The organism is Mesorhizobium sp. BR1-1-13, from assembly GCF_020165515.1.
Lineage (GTDB): Bacteria > Pseudomonadota > Alphaproteobacteria > Rhizobiales > Rhizobiaceae > Mesorhizobium.
Map to the genome: position 1 here is coordinate 128,858 of NZ_JAIUIH010000009.1, position 20,451 is coordinate 149,308.

At 64.1% G+C, this 20,451-nt stretch carries 21 protein-coding genes; 1 reads left to right on the plus strand and 20 read right to left on the minus strand.

All coding sequences use genetic code 11. The annotated features are described in order from the left end of the window. Window positions 1–14: 14 nt before the first annotated feature. Together nusA and rimP are read right to left on the minus strand one after the other, a co-directional pair. On the minus strand, window positions 15–1,610 hold the full coding sequence (gene nusA / locus LB533_RS20910; protein WP_140639964.1) for a transcription termination factor NusA: 1,596 nt from the start codon (window positions 1,608–1,610) through the stop codon (window positions 15–17). 48 nt (window positions 1,611–1,658) lie between these two features. Then, entirely contained in the window at window positions 1,659–2,306 is a 648-nt protein-coding gene (gene rimP / locus LB533_RS20915; protein ID WP_140639965.1) for a ribosome maturation factor RimP, read from the minus strand. A 293-nt stretch (window positions 2,307–2,599) separates the two neighbouring features. Here rimP and LB533_RS20920 point away from each other — a divergent pair, with 293 nt between their 5' ends. Next, the gene (locus LB533_RS20920; RefSeq protein WP_140639966.1) at window positions 2,600–2,764 is read left to right on the plus strand and encodes a hypothetical protein; all 165 of its coding nucleotides are present in this window, start codon (window positions 2,600–2,602) and stop codon (window positions 2,762–2,764) included. 87 nt (window positions 2,765–2,851) lie between these two features. On the opposite strand, the gene trmB is transcribed toward LB533_RS20920, so the two are convergent. From trmB to LB533_RS21010, 18 genes are all read right to left on the minus strand, one after another. Beyond that, complete coding sequence (trmB, locus tag LB533_RS20925; protein ID WP_140639967.1) at window positions 2,852–3,553, minus strand: tRNA (guanine(46)-N(7))-methyltransferase TrmB; 702 nt, start codon at window positions 3,551–3,553, stop codon at window positions 2,852–2,854. A gap of 26 nt (window positions 3,554–3,579) precedes the next feature. Then, window positions 3,580–4,845 (minus strand): methionine adenosyltransferase, encoded by a 1,266-nt coding sequence (gene metK / locus LB533_RS20930; RefSeq protein WP_140639968.1) that lies wholly within the window; start codon window positions 4,843–4,845, stop codon window positions 3,580–3,582. A gap of 170 nt (window positions 4,846–5,015) precedes the next feature. Continuing rightward, window positions 5,016–5,435: a helix-turn-helix domain-containing protein gene (locus LB533_RS20935; protein WP_140496800.1), complete on the minus strand. Its 420-nt coding sequence runs from the start codon at window positions 5,433–5,435 to the stop codon at window positions 5,016–5,018. A gap of 139 nt (window positions 5,436–5,574) precedes the next feature. Next, window positions 5,575–7,167, minus strand: a complete 1,593-nt coding sequence (gene lnt, locus LB533_RS20940; protein WP_140639969.1) for an apolipoprotein N-acyltransferase — start codon at window positions 7,165–7,167, stop codon at window positions 5,575–5,577. Between the two features lie 156 nt (window positions 7,168–7,323). Further along, a complete protein-coding gene (locus LB533_RS20945; protein WP_140639970.1) occupies window positions 7,324–7,791 on the minus strand; it encodes a VOC family protein in 468 nt (155 codons plus the stop codon). A 10-nt stretch (window positions 7,792–7,801) separates the two neighbouring features. Then, window positions 7,802–8,896, minus strand: a complete 1,095-nt coding sequence (locus LB533_RS20950) for a hemolysin family protein (protein ID WP_140639971.1) — start codon at window positions 8,894–8,896, stop codon at window positions 7,802–7,804. Window positions 8,897–8,923: 27 nt separating this feature from the next. Continuing rightward, complete coding sequence (gene ybeY, locus LB533_RS20955; protein WP_140639972.1) at window positions 8,924–9,430, minus strand: rRNA maturation RNase YbeY; 507 nt, start codon at window positions 9,428–9,430, stop codon at window positions 8,924–8,926. Between the two features lie 18 nt (window positions 9,431–9,448). Continuing rightward, complete coding sequence (locus LB533_RS20960; RefSeq protein ID WP_224518987.1) at window positions 9,449–10,441, minus strand: PhoH family protein; 993 nt, start codon at window positions 10,439–10,441, stop codon at window positions 9,449–9,451. Window positions 10,442–10,524: 83 nt separating this feature from the next. Beyond that, window positions 10,525–11,934 carry a tRNA (N6-isopentenyl adenosine(37)-C2)-methylthiotransferase MiaB gene (gene miaB, locus LB533_RS20965; RefSeq protein WP_140639973.1) on the minus strand — a complete coding sequence of 470 codons (1,410 nt, stop codon included), beginning with the start codon at window positions 11,932–11,934 and terminating at the stop codon, window positions 10,525–10,527. Between the two features lie 64 nt (window positions 11,935–11,998). Further along, entirely contained in the window at window positions 11,999–12,799 is an 801-nt protein-coding gene (locus LB533_RS20970) for a lysophospholipid acyltransferase family protein (RefSeq protein WP_140639974.1), read from the minus strand. A gap of 19 nt (window positions 12,800–12,818) precedes the next feature. Further along, window positions 12,819–13,313 (minus strand): ribosomal protein S18-alanine N-acetyltransferase, encoded by a 495-nt coding sequence (gene rimI, locus LB533_RS20975; protein WP_140629792.1) that lies wholly within the window; start codon window positions 13,311–13,313, stop codon window positions 12,819–12,821. After that, window positions 13,313–13,990 (minus strand): tRNA (adenosine(37)-N6)-threonylcarbamoyltransferase complex dimerization subunit type 1 TsaB, encoded by a 678-nt coding sequence (gene tsaB / locus LB533_RS20980; protein WP_140639975.1) that lies wholly within the window; start codon window positions 13,988–13,990, stop codon window positions 13,313–13,315. The genes rimI and tsaB overlap by 1 nt, the downstream gene beginning before the upstream one ends. A 110-nt stretch (window positions 13,991–14,100) precedes the next feature. After that, window positions 14,101–15,207, minus strand: coding sequence for a DUF1513 domain-containing protein (locus tag LB533_RS20985; RefSeq protein WP_140639976.1), 1,107 nt, complete (start codon window positions 15,205–15,207; stop codon window positions 14,101–14,103). Window positions 15,208–15,209: 2 nt separating this feature from the next. Continuing rightward, a complete protein-coding gene (locus tag LB533_RS20990; protein ID WP_140639977.1) occupies window positions 15,210–16,289 on the minus strand; it encodes an imelysin family protein in 1,080 nt (359 codons plus the stop codon). Next, a complete protein-coding gene (locus tag LB533_RS20995; RefSeq protein WP_411908883.1) occupies window positions 16,289–17,785 on the minus strand; it encodes a di-heme oxidoredictase family protein in 1,497 nt (498 codons plus the stop codon). Before LB533_RS20995 ends, LB533_RS20990 begins: the two co-directional genes overlap by 1 nt. 114 nt (window positions 17,786–17,899) lie before the next feature. After that, on the minus strand, window positions 17,900–18,385 hold the full coding sequence (gene bfr, locus LB533_RS21000) for a bacterioferritin (protein WP_140496826.1): 486 nt from the start codon (window positions 18,383–18,385) through the stop codon (window positions 17,900–17,902). Then, window positions 18,351–18,662, minus strand: coding sequence for a (2Fe-2S)-binding protein (locus tag LB533_RS21005; protein ID WP_140639979.1), 312 nt, complete (start codon window positions 18,660–18,662; stop codon window positions 18,351–18,353). Before LB533_RS21005 ends, bfr begins: the two co-directional genes overlap by 35 nt. 104 nt (window positions 18,663–18,766) lie before the next feature. Continuing rightward, window positions 18,767–20,056, minus strand: a complete 1,290-nt coding sequence (locus LB533_RS21010; RefSeq protein ID WP_140639980.1) for an imelysin family protein — start codon at window positions 20,054–20,056, stop codon at window positions 18,767–18,769. Window positions 20,057–20,451: the final 395 nt, after the last annotated feature.

The window sequence follows — 20,451 nt, forward strand, 5'->3', positions numbered from 1 at the left end:
GATGCGGTTTCACCTCACGCACCAACGGCTTCGTCAGCCGGCGCTTCTTCGGCTGCAAGCTCGTCTTCGGAAATCCAGCCGGCCTTGAGACGGGCCGCGAGCACCATCTGCTCGGCATCGGCGCGCGAAACGCCATGATCGGCCAGCACGCCCGGATACACCTTGGTCTCGCCGTCCTTGCGTTCCTTCCAGCCGGTGAGGTCGTCGGCGGCATAGCCGGCGAAATCCTCGATCGTCTTCACGCCGTCCTCGCCAAGCGTCACCATCATGGCGGTGGTGATGCCCGGGATTTCGCGCAGCTCGTCCTTGACGCCCAGCGCCCTGCGCTTTTCGTCGTGCTCGGCTTCGATCTTCTCCAGATATTCGCGGGCCCGGGTCTGAATCTCCGAGGCGGTATCCTCATCGAAGCCGTCGATCGAGGCGATTTCGCCGGCATCGACATAGGCGACTTCCTCGACGCTGGTGAAGCCTTCGGAGGCAAGCACCTGGCCGACCATCTCGTCGACGTCGAGAGCTTCCATGAACAGCGCCGAGCGCTCGACGAATTCCTTCTGGCGGCGCTCGGATTCCTCGGCCTCGGTCAGGATGTCGATATCCCAGCCGGTGAGCTGCGAAGCGAGGCGCACATTCTGGCCGCGGCGGCCGATGGCCAGCGAGAGCTGGTCGTCCGGCACCACCACTTCGATGCGCTCGGCGTCCTCGTCGAGCACGACCTTGGCGACTTCCGCCGGCTGCAGCGCGTTGACGATGAAGGATGCGGCCGAGGGGGACCACGGAATGATGTCGATCTTCTCGCCCTGCAATTCGGCGACGACCGCCTGGACGCGGCTGCCGCGCATGCCGACGCAGGCGCCGACCGGATCGATCGAGCTGTCGCGCGAGATGACGGCGATCTTGGCGCGCGAACCGGGATCGCGGGCGACCGACTTGATCTCGATGATGCCGTCATAGATTTCCGGCACTTCCATGGTGAAGAGCTTGGCCATGAACTGCGGATGGGTGCGCGACAGGAAGATCTGCGGGCCGCGCTGCTCACGGCGCACGTCGTAGACATAGGCGCGGACGCGATCGCCATATTTGTAGTTTTCGCGCGGGATCAGCTCATCGCGGCGGATGATCGCTTCGCCACGGCCGAGATCGACGATGACATTGCCGTATTCGACGCGCTTGACGGTTCCGTTGACGATCTCGCCGATGCGGTCCTTGTATTCATCATACTGGCGGTCGCGCTCGGCCTCGCGCACCTTCTGCACGATGACCTGCTTGGCCGACTGGGCGGCGATACGGCCGAAATCCATCGGCGGCAGCTGTTCGGCGATGAAGTCGCCGAGCTGGGCGTCGGGATTGCGCTCGCGCGCCGAGGAAATGGCAATCTGCGTGGCGTAGTCGTCGACCTTCTCGACCACTTCCATCAGTCGCTGCAGCTTCATCTCACCGGTGTTGGGGTTGATGTCGGCGCGGATGTTGGTCTCCTGGCCATAACGCGAGCGTGCCGCCTTCTGGATCGCATCGGCCATGGCGGCGATGACGATCGACTTGTCGATCGACTTTTCGCGCGCGACCGCGTCGGCAATCTGCAGCAGTTCAAGTCTGTTGGCGCTTACAACCATGTTTTTTCTCCCGAGCCTGTTTGCCGGCCCTGGGGCCTGGCAGCTCAATCAACTTTCCTGTTCGTGTTCTTCCGTAGCGCCCGATTCCGTACCCTCCGGTACGTCGTCGTCCGGTTCGCCGCGGCGTTTCTTGGCTTCCTTGCGCGCCCTGTTGTCCTTCGACAACGCATCACGGATGAGGTCGTCGGTCAGGATCAGCCGGGCTTCGGCAATGGCGTCGTAGGGCACGCGCACTGTCGGCTCCTCACCGTAGGCCGCCTTGTCGCGCTCGATCAGCACATCGTTCTCACCGGCTTCGGCGATCTTGCCCTTGAAGCGCTTGCGATCCGCGACAACGACCGATGTTTCCATCTTCACCAGATGACCGGTCCAGGTCACGAAATCCGATTTGCGCACCAGCGGCCGGTCAATGCCGGGCGATGAGACTTCGAGATGATACGCCTTCTCGATGGGATCGTCGACGTCGAGCGCCGGCGACACCGCACGGCTCACCTCTTCGCAATCCTCGACGGTCATGGTGCCGTCCTCGCGCTCAGCCATGATCTGCAGCGTCAGCCCGTTCTGACCGGACAGATGCACGCGTACAAGGCGAAAGCCGATGCCGCGCAGCACCGGCTGGATGATCAGCGCGATGCGCGCATCGATGCCGCTTTCGCGGATGATGCGATCGTCGCTCTCGCTTGCCGTTGACGTCATTCGATTCCTGTCGATCATTCTCTAGCCGTCGGCAGGTAATAAAAAAGAGCGGGACCGGGTGGACCCACTCTTCGTCATACCGACCAAGAATTTGAGGCTGATATAAACGATCCGGCACGGTGTTTCAAGCCCGCCGTCCCAACTGCGCGCATGTCCGGTGCATTGGGCTTGCGCCAGGTGCATGCCATCCATGCGGCAACGGCCCTTGTTGGTTCTCAAGCCGCGCTCCTATCTACGTTGCATTGCACAAAACGATAGCGATAGCGCGTCACCGCACGCGAAAGGACATGACAATGAACAGCCGCAAGGTTTTTTCCGCCATAGGCGATCTCTTCACCACATTCGGCAGCGCCGTAGCCGCGTCGCGGGCGGTGGAAGCCGGCCGCAAGCCGCGCGCCCACGATCTGCGCAGGCTCGGCATGGATCCGACGGCTTTCGACAAGATCAGCCGTTTCTGAACTCCGGCCAACGGGCGACATTCGAGTTCTGTGTCCCCGCAACAATTGAAGATCGCCCACACACGAGGGGCGCCCAAATCCCGATGCCTAGGTCCTGATGAAGGTAAGATAGGCCGGCCGCCTGCCCTCGCGGACGGCTTTCGCCTCGTAGCGGGTGCCTGGCCAGCCATCGTAGGGGCGATGCCAGTCGGCGGCCTCTGAAGCCTGCCAGGCGAAACCGCCATGCGCGCGGCAATGCAACAGGGTCCAGTTCACATAGGTGTCGATGTCGGAAGTGAAACGGAATTCGCCGCCACGCTTCACAACGCGTGCGAAACGCTCGAGATTGACCGGGCTGACGAAACGGCGCTTCCAGTGCTTCTTCTTCGGCCACGGATCGGGATAGAGCAGGTCGATGCCATCGAGCGAGGCCTGCGGCAGCCAGTCGAGCAGCCGCGTGGCGTCGTCGTCGTAGACCCTGAGGTTGGCCAGCGGCTTTTCCCGCACCGCCATCATCATCTTGGCCATGCCGTTGACGAAGGGCTCGACGCCGATAAAGCCGGTCATCGGCGCTTCGGTCGCGCGATGCAGGAGATGCTCGCCGCCGCCAAAGCCGATTTCGAGGCGAAAGGCGGAAACATCGGCTTCGAACAGAGCCCGCAGATCCGACGGCGTCTCGGTCGTCAGATCGAGCCGATAGGTGTCGAGGCCGCTTTCCAGGGCCGCCGCCTGCTGCGGGCGAACCGGCTTGCCGCGCCGACGGCCGAAGAAGGCTTCTGTCGCGCGGCTTGGCCTGCCCCCGGAACTCATCGGCTGATCAGGTCCTGTCGCCGCCCTCAGGCAGCGACAGCATCCTTGAGTGCCTTGGCGAGATCGGTCTTTTCCCAGGAAAAGGACCCATCGCGGCCGGCCTTGCGGCCGAAATGACCGTAGGACGAGGTCTTGGCGTAGATCGGCTTGTTGAGGTCGAGGTGGCGGCGGATGCCGGACGGCGACAGGTCCATCACGCTGCGCAGCGCCTCCTCGAGCCTTGCCTCGTCGACCTTGCCGGTGCCGTGCAGGTCGACATAGACCGACAGCGGCTGGGCGACGCCGATGGCGTAGGAAAGCTGGATGGTGCAGCGGTCCGCGAGCTTCGCCGCCACGACGTTCTTGGCCAGGTAGCGCGCCGCATAAGCGGCCGAACGGTCGACCTTGGTGGTGTCCTTGCCCGAGAAGGCGCCGCCGCCATGGGGTGCGGCGCCGCCATAGGTGTCGACGATGATCTTGCGGCCGGTCAGCCCGGCGTCGCCATCAGGCCCGCCGATGACGAACTTGCCGGTCGGATTGATGTACCACATGCAATCGTCGGCAATCTTGAGGTCACCCAATGCCTCGCGGATATAGGGCTCGACGACCTTGCGCACCTTCTTGGAATCCCAGCTCGCATCGAGGTGCTGGGTCGACAGCACGATCTGCGTCGCTTCGGCGGCCTTGCCGTCGATATAGCGGACGGTAACCTGGCTCTTGGCGTCCGGCCCGAGCTTGCCGGCATCGCCGTTGTTCTGGTGGCGGGCGGCGGCCAGAAGTTCGAGGATCTTGTGGCTGTAGTAGATCGGCGCCGGCATCAGGTCCGGAGTCTCGCGGCAGGCATAGCCAAACATGATGCCCTGGTCGCCGGCACCCTCCTCGCCCTGGCGGTCGGAGGCATTGTCGACGCCTTGGCCGATGTCGGGCGACTGGCCATGTAGCAGAACGTCGATCTTGGCCTTTTTCCAGTGGAAGCCGGCCTGCTCATAGCCGATCTCGCGGATCGCCTTGCGGGCGACCGACTTGAACTTCGCCGGGTTGACGATCGGATGGCCGGCGGCATCCCTGAGGATGTTGCCTTCCTTGTCCTTCTTCAGCAGCGTCTCGGGAACGCGCACCTCGCCGGCGATGACGACGCGGTTGGTGGTCGCCAGCGTCTCGCAGGCGACGCGGACTTTCCACGGGTCCATGCCCGTCTTCTTGGCCTCACGGTAGACCAGGTCGACGATCTCGTCGGAGATCCGGTCACAGACTTTGTCGGGATGGCCCTCGGCAACGGATTCCGAGGTAAAGAAGTAGTTCTGCCGCGTCACGGGTGTCCCCTCTTGAAAAAACGATCGGCAGGCTGCCGATTTGGCGCGCCACGTGTTAGCGGGGCGAAGCGCCGCTCGTCAAGCGGCGCCGCCCTTCTGGCATGAATGTCGATGTCGATATTTTGTACCACCAGCGGCCGGAATGCCGCCGGTTCGAGTCCTGTTGCGGATCAGTCGGAATCTTCGGACGCCAGCGACTTCACCAGGTCTATGATCCTGCGACGCACCTTGACGTCGGCGATCTTGACGAAGGCCCGGTTGAGCTGAAGGCCCTCCGGGCTGCCGCAGAATTCCACGGCGAAAGCCATCGAAGCATCCTCCGCGAATCCGCGGCCGGCCGGGCTCTCCTGGCCCGGCGCATCCTCGAAAAAGAAGGCGACAGGCACGCCGAGTATGGATGCTATCGCCTGCAGGCGGCTTGCGCCGACACGGTTGGTGCCCTTTTCATATTTCTGTATCTGCTGAAATGTGATGCCGAGGTTCTCGCCCAGTTTTTCCTGGCTCATTCCCAACATATTGCGGCGAAGCCGGATGCGACTTCCAACATGGATGTCGATCGGATTCGGTTTCTTCTTGTTATCTTCTGTCATTTTTTCCTCGCCGAATTTTTTCGGCTTTGTGATTTTTTTCCTACCCAAACAAAGCCGGAGGCGACTGCCCCAACAGAACGATCCACCGACTTCGAGAAATTTTCAGGCGTTACAGTATGAGTTTCTAATGTGTCGACTGTCAATTCACCCGTAGCCTTTGCCTTACATTGAACAGGACGGCAGCCAGGGCAAACAGCAACATGATCAGCATTCCGTTAATGCGCAGCTGGCTGGCGGACACGACCGCTTGCCGCGAGATTGGCACACGGACGTCGATGGCCCCGCGCGCGTCGATGGCCAGCGCATCGATGATGCGCCCGCGTGGGTCGACAACCGCCGAGATGCCGTTGTTGGCCGCACGCAACAAGGGCAACCCGTTCTCCACTGCGCGAATCTGAGCCTGCCTGAAATGCTGATAAGGACCCGGCGTATCGCCGAACCACGCATCGTTGGTAACGTTGACAATAAGCTGCGCTGACGTTGCGTCAACCGCCACCAGTTCGGGAAAGATCACTTCGTAACAGATGAAGGGCAAGGCGCGGACGCCGTCCGGCAGCGTGATCGCATGCCGCTCATTGCCTGCCGTGAAGGTCACCGGGCCAGCGACCAGTTGTTCGATGTCGAAACGGTCGAGCAGGTCGGCGAAAGGCAGGTATTCGCCGAACGGCACCAGATGGACCTTGTCGACGGCGTCAGCGATTTCGCCCCTGTCGTTGATCGCCACCACGGAGTTGTAGTAGCGGCTGCCGGCACCGGCCGCCGGACCGCCTTCCTCGCGCACGACGCCGGCGATCAGCATCTGGCCGGCGTCCAGCATGTCGCCCAGTGCGGTCAAAGCGTCCGGCCGCTCGGTGAGGAGGAACGGGACCGAGGTTTCGGGCCACAGGATCAGTTTCGGCTTTTCATGGCCGGGGTCCGGCGCCTTGGCCGACAGGCCTATCAGGGTGGCGAAGATGCGGTCGCGTACCGAGGCGTCCCACTTTTCCGAGAGGTCGACGGCGGGCTGGACGATGCGCACATCGATGGTGCGGGCCGCAGGCGCGGCCGGAGCGTTGAGCCTGTGATAGCCGAAGCCGGCATGAGCGGCGACGAGCACGACAAGCAGCGCGACGCCAAGACGAAGATGGGTGCGCGCCGCCAGCAGCGCCGGCAGCGAGAAGACGAACACGGCGAGCACGTTCATGCCGACCATGCCGGTGACCGAGACGCTCTGCATCAGCAGGGGCACCGGCATCGCCGCGTAGCCGATCGCATTCCAGGGAAAGCCGGTGAACAGGAAGCCGCGAAGCCATTCGGCCAGCCCAAAGGCGGCGGCCAGCGCCGCGATGCGGCCGATGTCGTTGCTCCACAGGAGCCGGGCGACCATGGCCGCAAAGCCATAGAAGAAGGCCAATGCAAAGGGGATGCCGACCACCGCGAAGGGCAGCGCCCAGGCGAAACTGTCGGCCTCTACAAGCAGCGCCGAGCCGATCCACCACAGACCGGCGAGGAAATAGCCGAAGCCGAACCACCAGCCGACGGCAAAGGCCGGCCGCAGCCGCGCAAACAGGCTGCCCGAGGCCTCACCGGTCGCCCCGTCGAGCAGCCAGACCAGCAGCGGAAACGAAATGAAACAAGCGGCAAAGAAATCATACGGCGCCTGGCCAAGCACCGCCAGGGCGCCCGCGAGGAACGCCACGAGCGCACGCCGCCAACCCCAAAACAGAATTATCCGGCCGGCCAGGCGGTTCATGCATGGTTCCGAGTCGTGCGAATCACGGCAGCAGATTTATCAGGCCGCGGCCTGCGCTCCAAACTTCGGGTGGTCTGCCGTGAAACCCACTCACCGCTGCTGGGGCCATCACGCAATTCCGGACGCAAAACCGTACACACGTTTCCTGGAATTGCTTTAGCGGTGCCACCCTTCTATGCGCACGTCGCCGAGCCGTTCGGCCTCTTCCAGCGGAACCGAGCGGATGGTCTGCGTGAAGGTCCAGACATGGCCCTCGGGATCGCGCGCCCGATACTGGCGCTCGCCGTAGAACTGGTCCGCCGGCTCCTGGATTATACCGGCACCCGCCGTCCGCGCCTGCTCGCAATGTGCATCAATGCCGTCTTTCAGCCTGACATAGACCGACTGCGTGTTCTTGCCCGAGACCGAGGCCGGGCTGGCGACATAGTCGCTCCATTCGGAATCGACGATGATGTAACAGTCGCCGAACCGCATCTCGGAATGGACGAGCTTGCCGTCGGTATCGCTGACCACCATGCTGCGTTCGAAGCCGAAAGCTGTCTCCAGCCAATCCAGCGCGGCCCGCGGATCCCTGTAGAACACGCCGGATCCCAAGGCGGCGTGCTTGAAGGGGTCTTCGGTCATCCGCAGGCGCTTAAGCCTGCTCGGTGCGCGCCGCGGCGCGGCGGCGGCGTTCGCCCTTCTGGTTCTGCACGATGCGCACGCGCTTGACGCGGCGCGGATCGGCGTCAAGCACATGGAACTCGAAGCCAGGGATGGCCTGCACCACCTCGCCGCGCGCCGGCACCCGGCCAAGCGTGTTGAAGATCATGCCGCCGATAGTGTCGACATACTCGCCATGTTCGCCGGCGGCGAAATCCCCGCCGATCATCTTGGCAACCTCGTCGATCTCGGCCTTGCCGTCGACGATGAACACGCCTTCACCGGTCTGAGTGATCATCGGCTCGTCGTCGTCGTGCTCGTCTTCGATGTCGCCGACCACCATCTCGACGATGTCCTCGAGCGAGACAAGCCCGTCGGTGCCGCCATACTCGTCGATGACCAGCGCCATCTGCGTGCGCGTCGTCTGCATGCGGCCCATCAGATCGGAGGCCAGCATGGACGGGGGCACGAACAGCACCGGCCGGATCAGGTTCAGTTCGCCTATGGTGCGCGAGAGATCGACCTGGGTGAGGTCGAGAACCGTGGCCACGGGTGTCTTCCTGGTCGCCCGGCCCTTCCTGACGCGCGCAATCTTGGTGATATGGGCCAGCACGTCGCGGATGTGGACCATGCCGCGAGGGTCGTCGAGCGTCTCGGCATAGACCGGCATGCGGGAATGGCCGGACTGTTCGAACATGCCAAGCAGATCGCCAAGCGTGGTCGCGATCTCGACCGCCTCGATGTCGGCGCGCGGCACCATGACGTCCTCGACGCGCACCTCGCGCAGCCGCAGGATGTTGTTGAGCATGGCGCGTTCGCCCGGCGAGAAGGATTCGACATCGCTCGTCGTCTCGGCGAGCGCGCCGGCGATCTCCTCGCGCAGGCTGGTTCCGTTGCGTTGCCTGAACAGGCCCAGAACGCGGTTGAACAGGGAAGGCCCGGCAGGCGACGGCTCACTGGCGACGCTGCCGGTGTTGGCAACACCAGGGGTAACGGTACTCGGACTTGATCCCTCTTCCGACGTATCGGAAGCCTTGGTCGCACTGCCGGCGTCGGGGCGGACGGCAGTTTCAGGTTTGTCGTTCATCTTCGTCCGTCAAATGGTTAGAAGTAGTTACGCGTAGGGATCGGGAATGGCAAGTCTGGCGAGCGCGGCGCGCTCGACGGCCTCCATCTCCTCGGCCTCGGCGTCGGTCTCGTGATCATGGCCCATGAGATGCAGCAGGCCGTGGATGACGAGATGGGAAATATGGTTCTCCAGCGGCTTGTCTTCCAGTGCCGCCTCGCGCGCCACCGTCTCCGCGGCCAACACGATATCGCCGAGCATCGGCGGCAGCGGACCGCCCTTGGGGAAAGGAAATGCCGGAAAAGACAAGACGTTGGTCGGCTTGTCCTTGCCGCGCCAGCCGGCGTTGAGCGCCTGGACATGGGCATCGTCGGAAAAAACGACGCTGAGTTCGGAATGGCCCGCCGCACCCGTCTCGGCGAATGCCGCCGCGGCGGCGGCGCCAACCAGCCGGACAAGCTCGGCTTCGTCCGGCCAATCCCCCGCCTCGATCGTCAGATCGATGTCGACGGGCAGCGACAGAGCCGGCCCGCTCGGCGTTTCGGCCTCAACCATTGGGTCGCACGACCAAAATCAGCCTTCGGTCCCCAGGCCGCGGGCGAGCTTGCCGTCCCGGTCGTAGGCCTTGACGATCTCGGCGACCAGCGGATGCCTGACGACGTCGCCTTCATTGAAGCGGACCGTCACCATGCCGGTCACACCATCGAGAATCCGGAGCGCCTCGACAAGGCCTGACTTGGTGTTCTGCGGCAAGTCGATCTGCGTTGGGTCGCCGGTGACGATCATGCGCGAATTTTCGCCCAGACGGGTCAGGAACATCTTCATCTGCATCGGCGTGGTGTTCTGCGCCTCGTCGAGAATGACGGCGGCATGCGCCAGCGTGCGGCCGCGCATGAAGGCGAGCGGTGCGATTTCGATCACCTCGGCGGCGATGGCGCGCTCGACCTTGTCGGCCGGCATCATGTCGTAGAGGGCGTCGTAGAGCGGCCGCAGATAGGGATCGACCTTCTCCTTCATGTCGCCGGGCAGGAAGCCCAGCCGCTCGCCGGCCTCGACGGCAGGCCGCGACAGAACAATGCGCTCGACCATGCCGCGTTCGAGCAGCATCGCCGCATGCGCCACCGCCAGATAGGTCTTGCCGGTACCGGCCGGGCCGATGCCGAACACCAGTTCCGAGCGCTCCAGCGCCCGCATATAGGCGTCCTGCGTGAGCGAGCGGGCGTAGATCGTCTTCTTGCGCGTCGATATCTGGGCGGCCGAGACCTTGCCCTTGCGCTCCAGCGTCGGCAGCGTGAGCTGGTCATCGGCGGCGACCGCCATGCGCACGGCGCCGTCGACATCCGACTGGCCGATATCCACCCCCTTCTGGAGGATGCCGTAGAGATTGTCCAACGCGCGGCGGGCCTGCTCGGCGGCGGAAGCCGACCCCTTGATGGTCAGCTGGTTGCCGCGCGAGCGGATGTCGACGCCCAGTTTCTGCTCGAGCCGGGCGAGGTTCTCGTCGAACTGGCCGTAAAGGGCGCTGGCAAGCTTGTTGTTGTCGAAAGTCAGTACGATGTGCGCCATGTCAGAAGCCCCAGATGCCGGTACCGGGGGCAGGTTCTTCAGCTCCGCTGCGCTCAACCGTCTCTCCTCATCTGCCGAGGTCATCAGACCAATTCGGCGAACAGGCTATTGTAACCCGTCTTCGTGATTCGCACCTGGATAATGTCACCGATTTCGCCGGCCTTTTCATCAACAATAACCGGCTGAAGCCAAGGTGAGCGCCCGACCTTCTGGCCGGCCTGGCGACCTGGCTTCTCAATCAGCGTATCTATGGTGCGGCCGACGAGACTCAAGCCGAAATCCTGCTGCTGCTTCAAAAGCAGCGCCTGGAGCCGCTGCAAGCGCTCGTCCTTGACCGCTTCCGGCACATGGCCGGCCATCTCGGCGCCCGGAGTGCCGGGGCGCGGCGAATATTTGAACGAGAAGGCCGAGGCGTAGTTCACTTGGCGCACCAGCTCCATCGTCGCCTCGAAATCGGCTTGCGTCTCGCCGGGGAAGCCGACGATGAAATCGCCCGACAGCGCGATATCGGGCCGCACGGCGCGGATGCGGTCGAGCAGCGCCAGATAATCATCCGCCGTATGCCTGCGGTTCATCGCCTTCAGGATGCGGTCGGACCCGGATTGCACCGGCAGATGCAGATACGGCATCAATGCCGGCAGGTCGCGATGGGCCGCTATCAGCTCGTCGTCCATGTCGCGCGGGTGGCTCGTGGTGTAGCGCAGGCGCGCCAGCCCGGGAATTTCGGCCAGCCTGAACAGAAGGCGGCCAAGGCCCCATTCCTCGCCGTTTTCGCCTTGCCCATGCCAGGCATTGACGTTCTGGCCAAGCAGCGTCACCTCGCGCACCCCGGCTTCCGCCAGGCGCTCGGCTTCGGCGACGATCTGTGCCACCGGCCGCGACACTTCGGACCCCCTGGTGTAGGGCACGACGCAGAAGGTGCAGAACTTGTCGCAGCCCTCCTGGACGGTGAGGAAGGCGGTGACGCCGCGCTTGATCACCTCGGCGCGCTTCGGCTGCGGCAAGTGCTCGAACTTGTCCTCGATGGCGTAGTCGGTTTCGACGATCTTCTCGCCGCCGCGCACCCTGGCCAGTACGTCCGGCAGCCGGTGATAGGTCTGCGGGCCGATGACGAGGTCGACGGCGGGCGAGCGGCGGATGATCTCGGCGCCTTCGGCCTGCGCCACGCAACCGGCGACGCCGATCAGCAATTCGCGGCCGGCCGCGGCGCGTTCGGCCTTCATTTCGCGAATGCGACCGAGCTCGGAATAGACCTTTTCAGCCGCTTTTTCCCTGATGTGGCAGGTGTTTAGCAGCACCAGATCGGCTTCGCCGATGGTCTGCGTCGCCGTGTAGCCGTCGGCGGCCAGCGCATCTGTCATGCGCTGCGAATCATAGACGTTCATCTGGCAGCCATAAGTCTTGACGAAGACCTTTTTCGCTGCCGGGGAAATCACTGCCTGCTGTCCAGCCGCAGTCCCGATGTCGTCGCTTTCAACCGTGTTCAAGTCCATCCGGCGGCTTCTAACGCCTTTCCGCGACAAAAAACAGACGATTCTGCCTGGGGGCCTTCGGGATTCAGCGGCTCGGGCGCGGCGCGGCCAGTGCTCCCTGCATCATTTCGCGCACGCGGCTTTCCATCAGCTTCGCCGTTTCCTTCCGGTTCGACCCCTTGGCAAAGACAATCGGTTCGCCGAAATGCACCTCGACATCGAGCGCGCCTTCGGCCATCAGCACCTTGAGGTGCGGCATCAGATCCTCGTCGCCGATCCACGCCGCGATCGGCCGGTGCCGGCGGCCGAGCGGCACGCCATGCAACCGGGTATAGGCGATCGCTACCGGCTGGATGAAGACCTGCTCCGCCGCGCCCTCCGAAATCGCCATCGAGGCGGCGCCGAACAGCGTGCTCTTGAAAGGCAGGACGATGTTGCCGTCGCCCGTCGAGCCCTCGGCAAACAGCACCATGGCATCGCCCTTGGCCATGCGGTTGGCGATCTCGCTCGCTTGGTCGCCGGACGAGCGCTTGCGCTCACGCTCGATGAAGACGGTACGCTGCAGCTTCGACAGCATGCCGATCAGCGGCCAGCCTTCCATGTCGGCCCTGGCGATGAACTTCACATCGGCAAACGAGCCCAGCACCATGATGTCGGTCCAGGAGATGTGATTTGAGGCAATCAGCAAGGGGCGGCGGTCGGACATCGTGCCGTTGACATGGATACGCATGCCGAGGGCCCTGACGATCAGCCTGTGCCAGATCTTGAGGATGAAGGTTTCGGGCCACCAGCCGGTCTTCATCGACAGGACCTGCAAAGGCACCAGGATCAGCGAACCGGCGACGACCAGCCCTATCGCCAGGAAAATCCTGATTTTTCCGATCATCGCCACCCCGAAACCCTGGCTAGCGAAGATCGCGGCGCATGACAAGCGCGCCGGTCGGGCCATGCTCGGGCGACCTGTAATAGTTGGGGCGCTTGCCGACTTCGCGGAACCCCAGACGCCTGTAGAGGGCGATCGCGGCGACATTGGTCTCGTCGACCTCGAGGAAGAGCGCCTCGGCGCGCTGCGCGTGCAGTTCGCGCAGCACCGCGTCCATCAGCTGCCAGCCTAGCCCCTGGCGGCGATGCGACCGCGCCACCGCGACGGTCAGGATCTCGCCCTCGCCGGCCGCCAGCCGGGCCAGCACGAAGCCGACCGGCGGCTTGGCGCCCTGCCCGGTTTCGCGCGCGGCATAGCCGAACACGGTGTCCTGTTCGAGCAAGGCCGCGAACTCGCCATCGGTCCAGGGCCGGACGAAGTCCTCGCGGTGCAGCAGCGAGACCGCCGGACTGTCGGTGGTCCTGAGCGGTTCGAGCGCGTAATCGCGGCGGCGCGACTGGAGAAAAGGTATGCGCATTATTTCCCTTGCCTGGAAAGTATGAACCCGGCCTGCGGCTTGGCGTCGGCGCCGCGCAGATAAAGAGGTTTCGGCCTCTCGCCCCCGCCCTTGGCGGCCGCCAGGCGGGCGTAAGTGAGAATGTCCGCGGTCGCCGTCTCGGGTCCGATGTCGAAGGCGCATCCGGCGAAGGCCGCGATCCGCGTCGCGGCGGTCCCGGCGAGCACCGAAGACCCCTCGCTCGCCATGGCCACGGCATCCGCCAGCGTGACCACGGCCGGACCGTAAGTCAAAACCGACATTTCATCGTAGAGAGCGGCATGGATCTCCTCGCGGCCGGCATCGAGCGCGGCCAGCACGGCGCGGCCGGGAAATGCCCCTGCCGCCTCGGCCGCCAGTGCCTCGAGCGTCGCCACGCCGATAGCAGGCACCTTGAGCGCCAGCGCCAGGCCACGCGCCGTGGAAACCCCGACACGCAGGCCGGTGAAGGAACCGGGGCCGACGGAGACGGCGATGGCGCCAAGGCCGGCATAGGCGGTTGCGCCAGCCTTCAGCGCCTCGGCGATGACGCCCATCAGATGCTCGGCATGGCCCTTGCCGAGATCGAGCACCGCGCGGCCGAGCTCCTGCCTCGCCCCGGCGTCATAGACGCAGGCAGCGCAGAGGTTGGCGGCACAATCGATGGCGAGCACTTTCATGAAACGACCGGTTCGAAAAACAATTCCCTGTGCCTGCCACAGCGCGCCACCGCAAGGGGATAGCGCATAATTTGTTAAGCGGCTTCGCTTCGGCGCAGCGGGAAAGGTGTCTAGGCGCCCCGCTCGATGCGCAGCATGTGGTTGTCCCAGACATAGTCCGGTTCCGACCGCGTCGCGCCATTGCCTTCTATGATCTCGCCTGCGCCCGTCGTCGCCATGAAGCCCCCCTTGTCCGGCGCCACGCCGCAGACCTCGACCAACGCACTGGTCGCGACCACCTTGCCGCTCGCCGCCTCGATCACCACAAGCGAATTGCCTTCCGGCGAAGAGACGGCGACGGTGCCGGCAGCCGGATTGGCCGCGACGGAACCGATATAGTTGCGGAAGCCGGACAGAACATCCCGCGGCATGTCGAGAAGCTGCAAATCCTTGCCGCGCGCCGCGCGGCCGACCAGCAGCGGACGGTCGGTGCCGGGTCCCCTGTACTGGCAGCCGAACCAGACTGTGCCGGTCTGGTCGGTGTCCATGTGGCGGATCGACAGCTGGTGCAGCGCCGCCGGCAATTCGTGCTTCTCGACCAGGTCGCCGGTGACACGGTCGATGAGCACATAGGATGGCTTCATGGTGGCGATGTTGAGCTCGGCGCGGCCATAATCGGGATGAGTCTCGATGCCGCCATTGGCGACGGCGATCGTCCTGCCGTCGCCCAGGAGCAGAAGCTCGTGCGGTCCCATGCCATGGGTCGGGAATTCACCAAGGCGCTTGAATTTCGCCCGCGCATCGTAGACGCCGACGACGCCGGCAGCGTTGTCGAAATCGTTCTCGGTGGCGTAAAGCAAGGCGCCGTCCGGGGAGAATACGCCATGGCCGAAGAAATGCCGGCCGGTGATGCTGGCGATGGTCAGCGGTTCATCGCGCCCGGCGTGATCGAAGACCACGGCAAAGGTGCCGGGCTGGCGGGCGAAGACCACCGAGCGCTTCGATATGGGATCGAAGGTGACGTCGTGGCCGCGGTCGGGCAAGTCGATCGCGTGCAGGAGCTTGCCGGCCTCGGACAGGATTGCGGCGCCATAGCTGCCGTCGCGCTTGACGAAGGCGGTAGCGAAGACGGCATCGGCGGCAAGCGTCTTCGCCCAGGCCGGCGGCGCGATCGCCGCCACGAAGCCTGCTCCAGCGGCTCTCAGGAAATCGCGACGGTCGATGAGGGAGGTTTTCACGCTCAGTCCCCATCCAGCGAGGAAAACCCGGCGGTCAGGCCGAATTCGGCGGTCAGCCTGATGCCGAACAGGGTCGACAGGCTGGAGGTGATCACCGCGAAATGCTCGAGCTTCGCGCGTAGCGCCGGATCGCCGAGCGCCAGATCGATCGGCCCCTGGACCGTCTTCGCGGTGGCGACGCCGTTGACCAGCTGGATATGGATCGATTCCGCTATCCAGCGCGCATCGGCCGGCAGCGCATCGCCGAGCTTCGAGGCCTCGAACAGCCCGTCGATGCCGGCAAGGTTTCCGGCCAGCGAATTGGTGGTGTTTTGCGAACGCCAGTAGATCGCCTGCTTCGGCTTGTCCGCCTCCGGCTTGCCGCCCAGGAAGCCTTTCAGGCGCACGTCGCGAACCATTTCCAGCTCGTTGATGAAGATGCCGACCAGTTCCGTCACCGCTTCCGTGCCGTCGCGATAGAGCGGATTCCGCGGCCCCGGATTGGCCCAGAGCGCCGCAAAGCCGTCGCGCTTGTTCCAGGCGTCGGCGACATCGCCGGCCATGGTTTCGATGTTGCCGGCAACCGCGGCGCCATAGGCGCAGCGATAGGGATCGTTCTTGCCGGCAAGCGCATCGGCGCCGTCACCGTAGAGCACGAACTCCAACGCGCCGAGCCCCTGCATGGCGACGCTCTTGCCGGAAAGCTGTGCCGGATCGTCGGCGCTCGGGTCTTGGGCGGCCAACGCGGCCTGCACCTGTTTCAGGCCAATGCTTTTGCGATCCGGCCAAAACAGCATTCGCTCCAGCCGGTTGTTTTCCTTGATCGGGCCGAACCCGATGATCTCGGCCGACGACCAGGCATCCACCGTGCGCGAGAATTCGGCGCGTGCCGCATCGAGATCGCCCTTTGAGGGTTTTTCGCAAAGCGCGTGCATCGCCTTGTTCAAGCCCGCCGCGCGGTCGTGCAGACTGGCATAGGCCGGCCGGACAAAACCGTCGATTGCCTGCTGGATGACGTCAGCGGCCTTCACCGCCGCCCATGCGGGGGTGGCGCCCAGCAGGGCCAGAGGAAGAAGGATTACCAGCGCGGAACGCTTCAGCATCAGAGGGACTCCAGGAATTTGAGCAATGCCTCGCGGTCGGCCGCATCGGCGGCGGCGAAGCGGTCGCGCGACTTCTGGCCCTCGCCGCCATGCCAAAGAATCGCCTCGACCAGGCTGCGGGCGCGGCCATCGTGCAGATAAAAATTGTTGCCGTTGACCGTTTCGGTGAGGCCTATGCCCCATAGCGGCGGCGTGCGCCATTCGTTGCCCGTCGCCTCGCCCACCGCCTGGCCGTCGGCAAGGCCGGGGCCCATGTCGTGCAGCAGGAAGTCGGAATAGGGCCAGACAAGCTGGAAGGCCTGCGCCTTGTTGGGCGCGTCGCGGCGGGTGACGAATTTTGGCGCGTGGCATGAAACGCAGCCGATCTCGTAGAACAATTTCTTGCCGGCGAGCACATCAGGGGCGCCGAGGTCGCGGCGCGCCGGCACGGCCAGGTTCTGCGAATAAAAGGTGACGAGGTCCATGACCGGCGCCGGCGCCTCGGCCGGGCCGAGCCGCTCCTGCACGCCGTCCGGCATGGTAAGGCAATCCTTCTCCGCGGCGGTGCAGTCGCCCCAGTGTTTGGGCTCCTCCGGCGTCGAGATGCCGATGTCGCCGGCAAAGGCATCCGCGGCCTGCTGGCGGATCGACGCGGTCTGCGCCTTCCAGCCGAAACGGCCAAGAGTGAGCTCACCGCTCATGCCGTCGCGCACGATGTTCGGCCTGCCGGAAATGCCGTCGCCGTCCCGGTCGTTCGGATCGGCATGGGCGAGTATATCAGCGGGCGCGATCTGCTCGATGAGGCCGAGCCCGATCATCGGCGGCGTCAGGCGCGGCGACAGCGTGGTGCGCGGATCGAGCGGGCCGTAGGCCAGATCATCGACCGCGTAAGCGGGCTTGCGCAGCGAAACCACGGTGCCGTCGCCGAGCCCGACCTTTTCCTCACTGTAATCGACGCGCATCCGGCCCTCGCCGCGCAGGCCGGGGACGGCCAGGTCCTGCAGCTGCGAACCGTAGACCGGATCGGGGATGTTGAGCAGCCTGTGGTCGGCAAGCCGAGCCTTCTCTTCCTCGGTGCTCGCCTTGCGCGCTAGCCGCAGGAACATCGACGTGGTGCCAGCCGCGCCCTGCGGTGGGCGCCCGCGGCCGTCCTTCAGATGACAGTTCTGGCAGGCGCGTTCGTTGAACAGCGGTCCAAGCCCGTCGGAGGCCTGCGTCGAGGACGGCGACGACACCCAGTTCTTGCGGAACAGGGCGTTGCCCAGCTTGAAGGTGCCTTCTTCCTCGAAGGTGATGTTGGCCGACGATTGCGAGAAGGAATCGCGGTTGACGTCCTTCCTGGATGTGCCGGCGCCGCCTTGCATCAATTCGAACTGCTCGGGTTTCGAAAAGTCCGTGGTCGGCCTGGTAACGGCTGTGACGCGCGCCTGATCCTTCGGGCTGAGATCGGTGCGCGTGGCGGCGAAATTGGCGGGCTGCTGCGAGCCGGACCCGCCCGTGGCGAAGGCCAAAAGAATGATGGCGGCCGAACCGGAAAGCACGATGCTTCCCGGTTTCCTGTTTGACGATAGGCCTTTGGCCCGCCGCCAGCGGCGCAGCAATGCTAGGGTGCGCCGCATTCCCGCATGCCCTTACTCCGCCTCGTCCGCCGATGCGGCATTGAGCTGGCCGTATTTTTCCTCGCCGATCGAGGCAAGCAGATCGAGCTGCGTCTCGAGGAAGTCGATGTGCCCCTCCTCGTCGGCCAAGAGTTCCTCGAACAGTTTCATGCTGACATAGTCGCCGGCTTCGTTGCAGACCTCACGCGAGCGCTTGTAGGCGGTGCGAGCGTCATACTCGCCGGCAAGGTCGGATTCGAGCACTTCCTTCACGTTCTGTCCAATACGCAGCGGCGCCACGGACTGCAGATTGGGATGGCCTTCCAGGAAGATGATACGAGCCACCAGCTTGTCGGCATGGTGCATCTCCTCGATCGATTCGGCGCGTTCCTTCTTGGCGAGCTTGGCGTATCCCCAGTCCTCCAGCAGACGGAAATGCACCCAATACTGATTGACGGCACCAAGCTCCAGGAACAGAGCCTCGTTAAGCCGCTCGATGATCTGTGGTTCGCCTTTCATGGGTTCTGCTCCCGTATTGGACGCGCAGGCCTCTGACGCGATCCAGATGTGAAACGATGTCAACGCCGCTCGCCTCCGAGCGGGCGTGGTAGTTCTCGGTGACCCGAATGATCGTTTCGACCACATTTGGGAAGCAGCCGCAACAGCGCCCGCGCTTGTGCATGGCGTGATAGACTTTTGCCGGCACGACGAGCTGCCAGGGATCCTGGTCCAGCAGCCGGACGATCGTCTGCTCAATCTCCTTCTCGGTGATGATGTTGCAATGGCAGATCAGCATAAACTTGCTCGGATGGCTGACGGCGCCTCCCGCGCCGTGTGGCTTGACTCTATCTTCCCCGCGCCGAAGCCGTGTGACCCCGGCCCGGTTTCCAGACTTGATGCTTACTGGAACACCTTGTCCGGCGCGTCGAGGCTGTCTGAACCCTCAAAGGCGATGGCGTTGAGCTTCAGCGCGCCGACGGCGCGTTCGACCGATTTGGTCTGGTCGATCAATGCGTCGATCGCCGCCTGCACCGTGGCGTTGCCCTCGGGGTTGCCTTCGGCGATCTGCTGGTCGTAAGCCTCGCCGCCTTCGGCGCGGGCCTTGATCGCCTCCATCTTGGCGACGGTGACATCGAGCTTGTCAGACAGTTCCTTGTCGATGGCCGGATCAGCCGCCTTGACCATATCCGCCACCGACGGCCCTGAAATAACGGTGCCGTCCAGCCTGGTGTAGCTAGCGTGATAGGCGGCGCGGATGCCGATGGCGTCATAGAGATGGGAATTGTAGGTGTTGTCGGAGAAGCAGTCATGCTCCTCTTCCGGATCGTGCAGCAGCAGGCCGAGCTTCATGCGCTCGCCGGCGAGTTCGCCGTAGGAGAGCGAGCCCATGCCGGTGAAAATGGCCGAAATGGCGGCGTTCGGCTCGCCGTCGACCAGGTTCTTGCGCGCAGCGCCGCCCTCCTTCCAGTCGCCGACCATCTCCTGGAGGTCGGACACCAAAAGCGTGCTGGCGGACTTCAGATATTCCGCGCGGCGGTCGCAATTGCCGCCGGTGCAGTTCTTGAGATCATAGTCGGTGTAGGGGCGCTCGCCGGCGCCCGGTCCGGTGCCGTGCAGGTCCTGGCCCCAGAGCAGGAACTCGATGGCATGGTAGCCGGTGGCGACATTGGCCTCCACGCCGCCGGCCTCCTGCAGCGTACCTGCGAGGAATTCCGGCGAAAGCTTCGAGGCGTCGACCTTCTTGCCGTTGATCTCGATCTCCTTGTTGGCGATCACATTGGCCGTATAGAGCGAATTCGCGTCGGATTCGGTGCCGTAGCTCTTGGCGACATAATCGATCAGGCCTTCGTCCAGCGGCCAGGAATTCACCTTGCCTTCCCAGTCGTCGACGATCTTGTTGCCGAAGCGGTAGACCTCGGTCTGCTGGTAAGGAACGCGCGATGCCTTCCAGGCCTCGCGGGCGGCATTGAGCGTCTCGGCCGAAGGCTTGGCCAACAAGGTGTCGACCGCCTTGTCGAGCGCCTGGGCTGACGTCAGCGAATCCTCGTATTTGGCAAGCGCGATGTCGGCATAGGTCTTGATGACCGCCTTGGGATCGCTCTCGGCCTTGGCGGGCAGCACGAACACCGCTGCCGTCAGCAGGGCCGTGGCGCCGATCGCCGCAAGCCTGCTGCCATGTCGTGCCGTCATTATCGCTCTCCAGTTTTTCGGGAATTTTGTGAACGGCGCGCGCGACAGCCGGCGCCAGGCCATGTGCAGGCCGTCATTCGCGGGGTATGCCGCGCTGTCGCGCGGGTCGAAGAAGAAAGACACCAAAATGCCTCCAATCGAAAGGGTTCAAGGCCCAGACATCAAAGGGATGCGCCGATGCGCGAGGCTCCATAAAGCTTCAGGACCGATGGAAGTCAACGAAAATCGACAGGAAAACTCAATTGAAACAATAGTTTAGAATTATTCTAAACTGCGATAGTCAACTTTACCCGCCTGCACCGTGTGCCGACTTCGTCGCCGAACTGTCCGATTGACAGCCGCCGTTCCGGGTGCGACCCGCAACTGGCCTCTTGCGGCGGCGCCAGACAATTGCC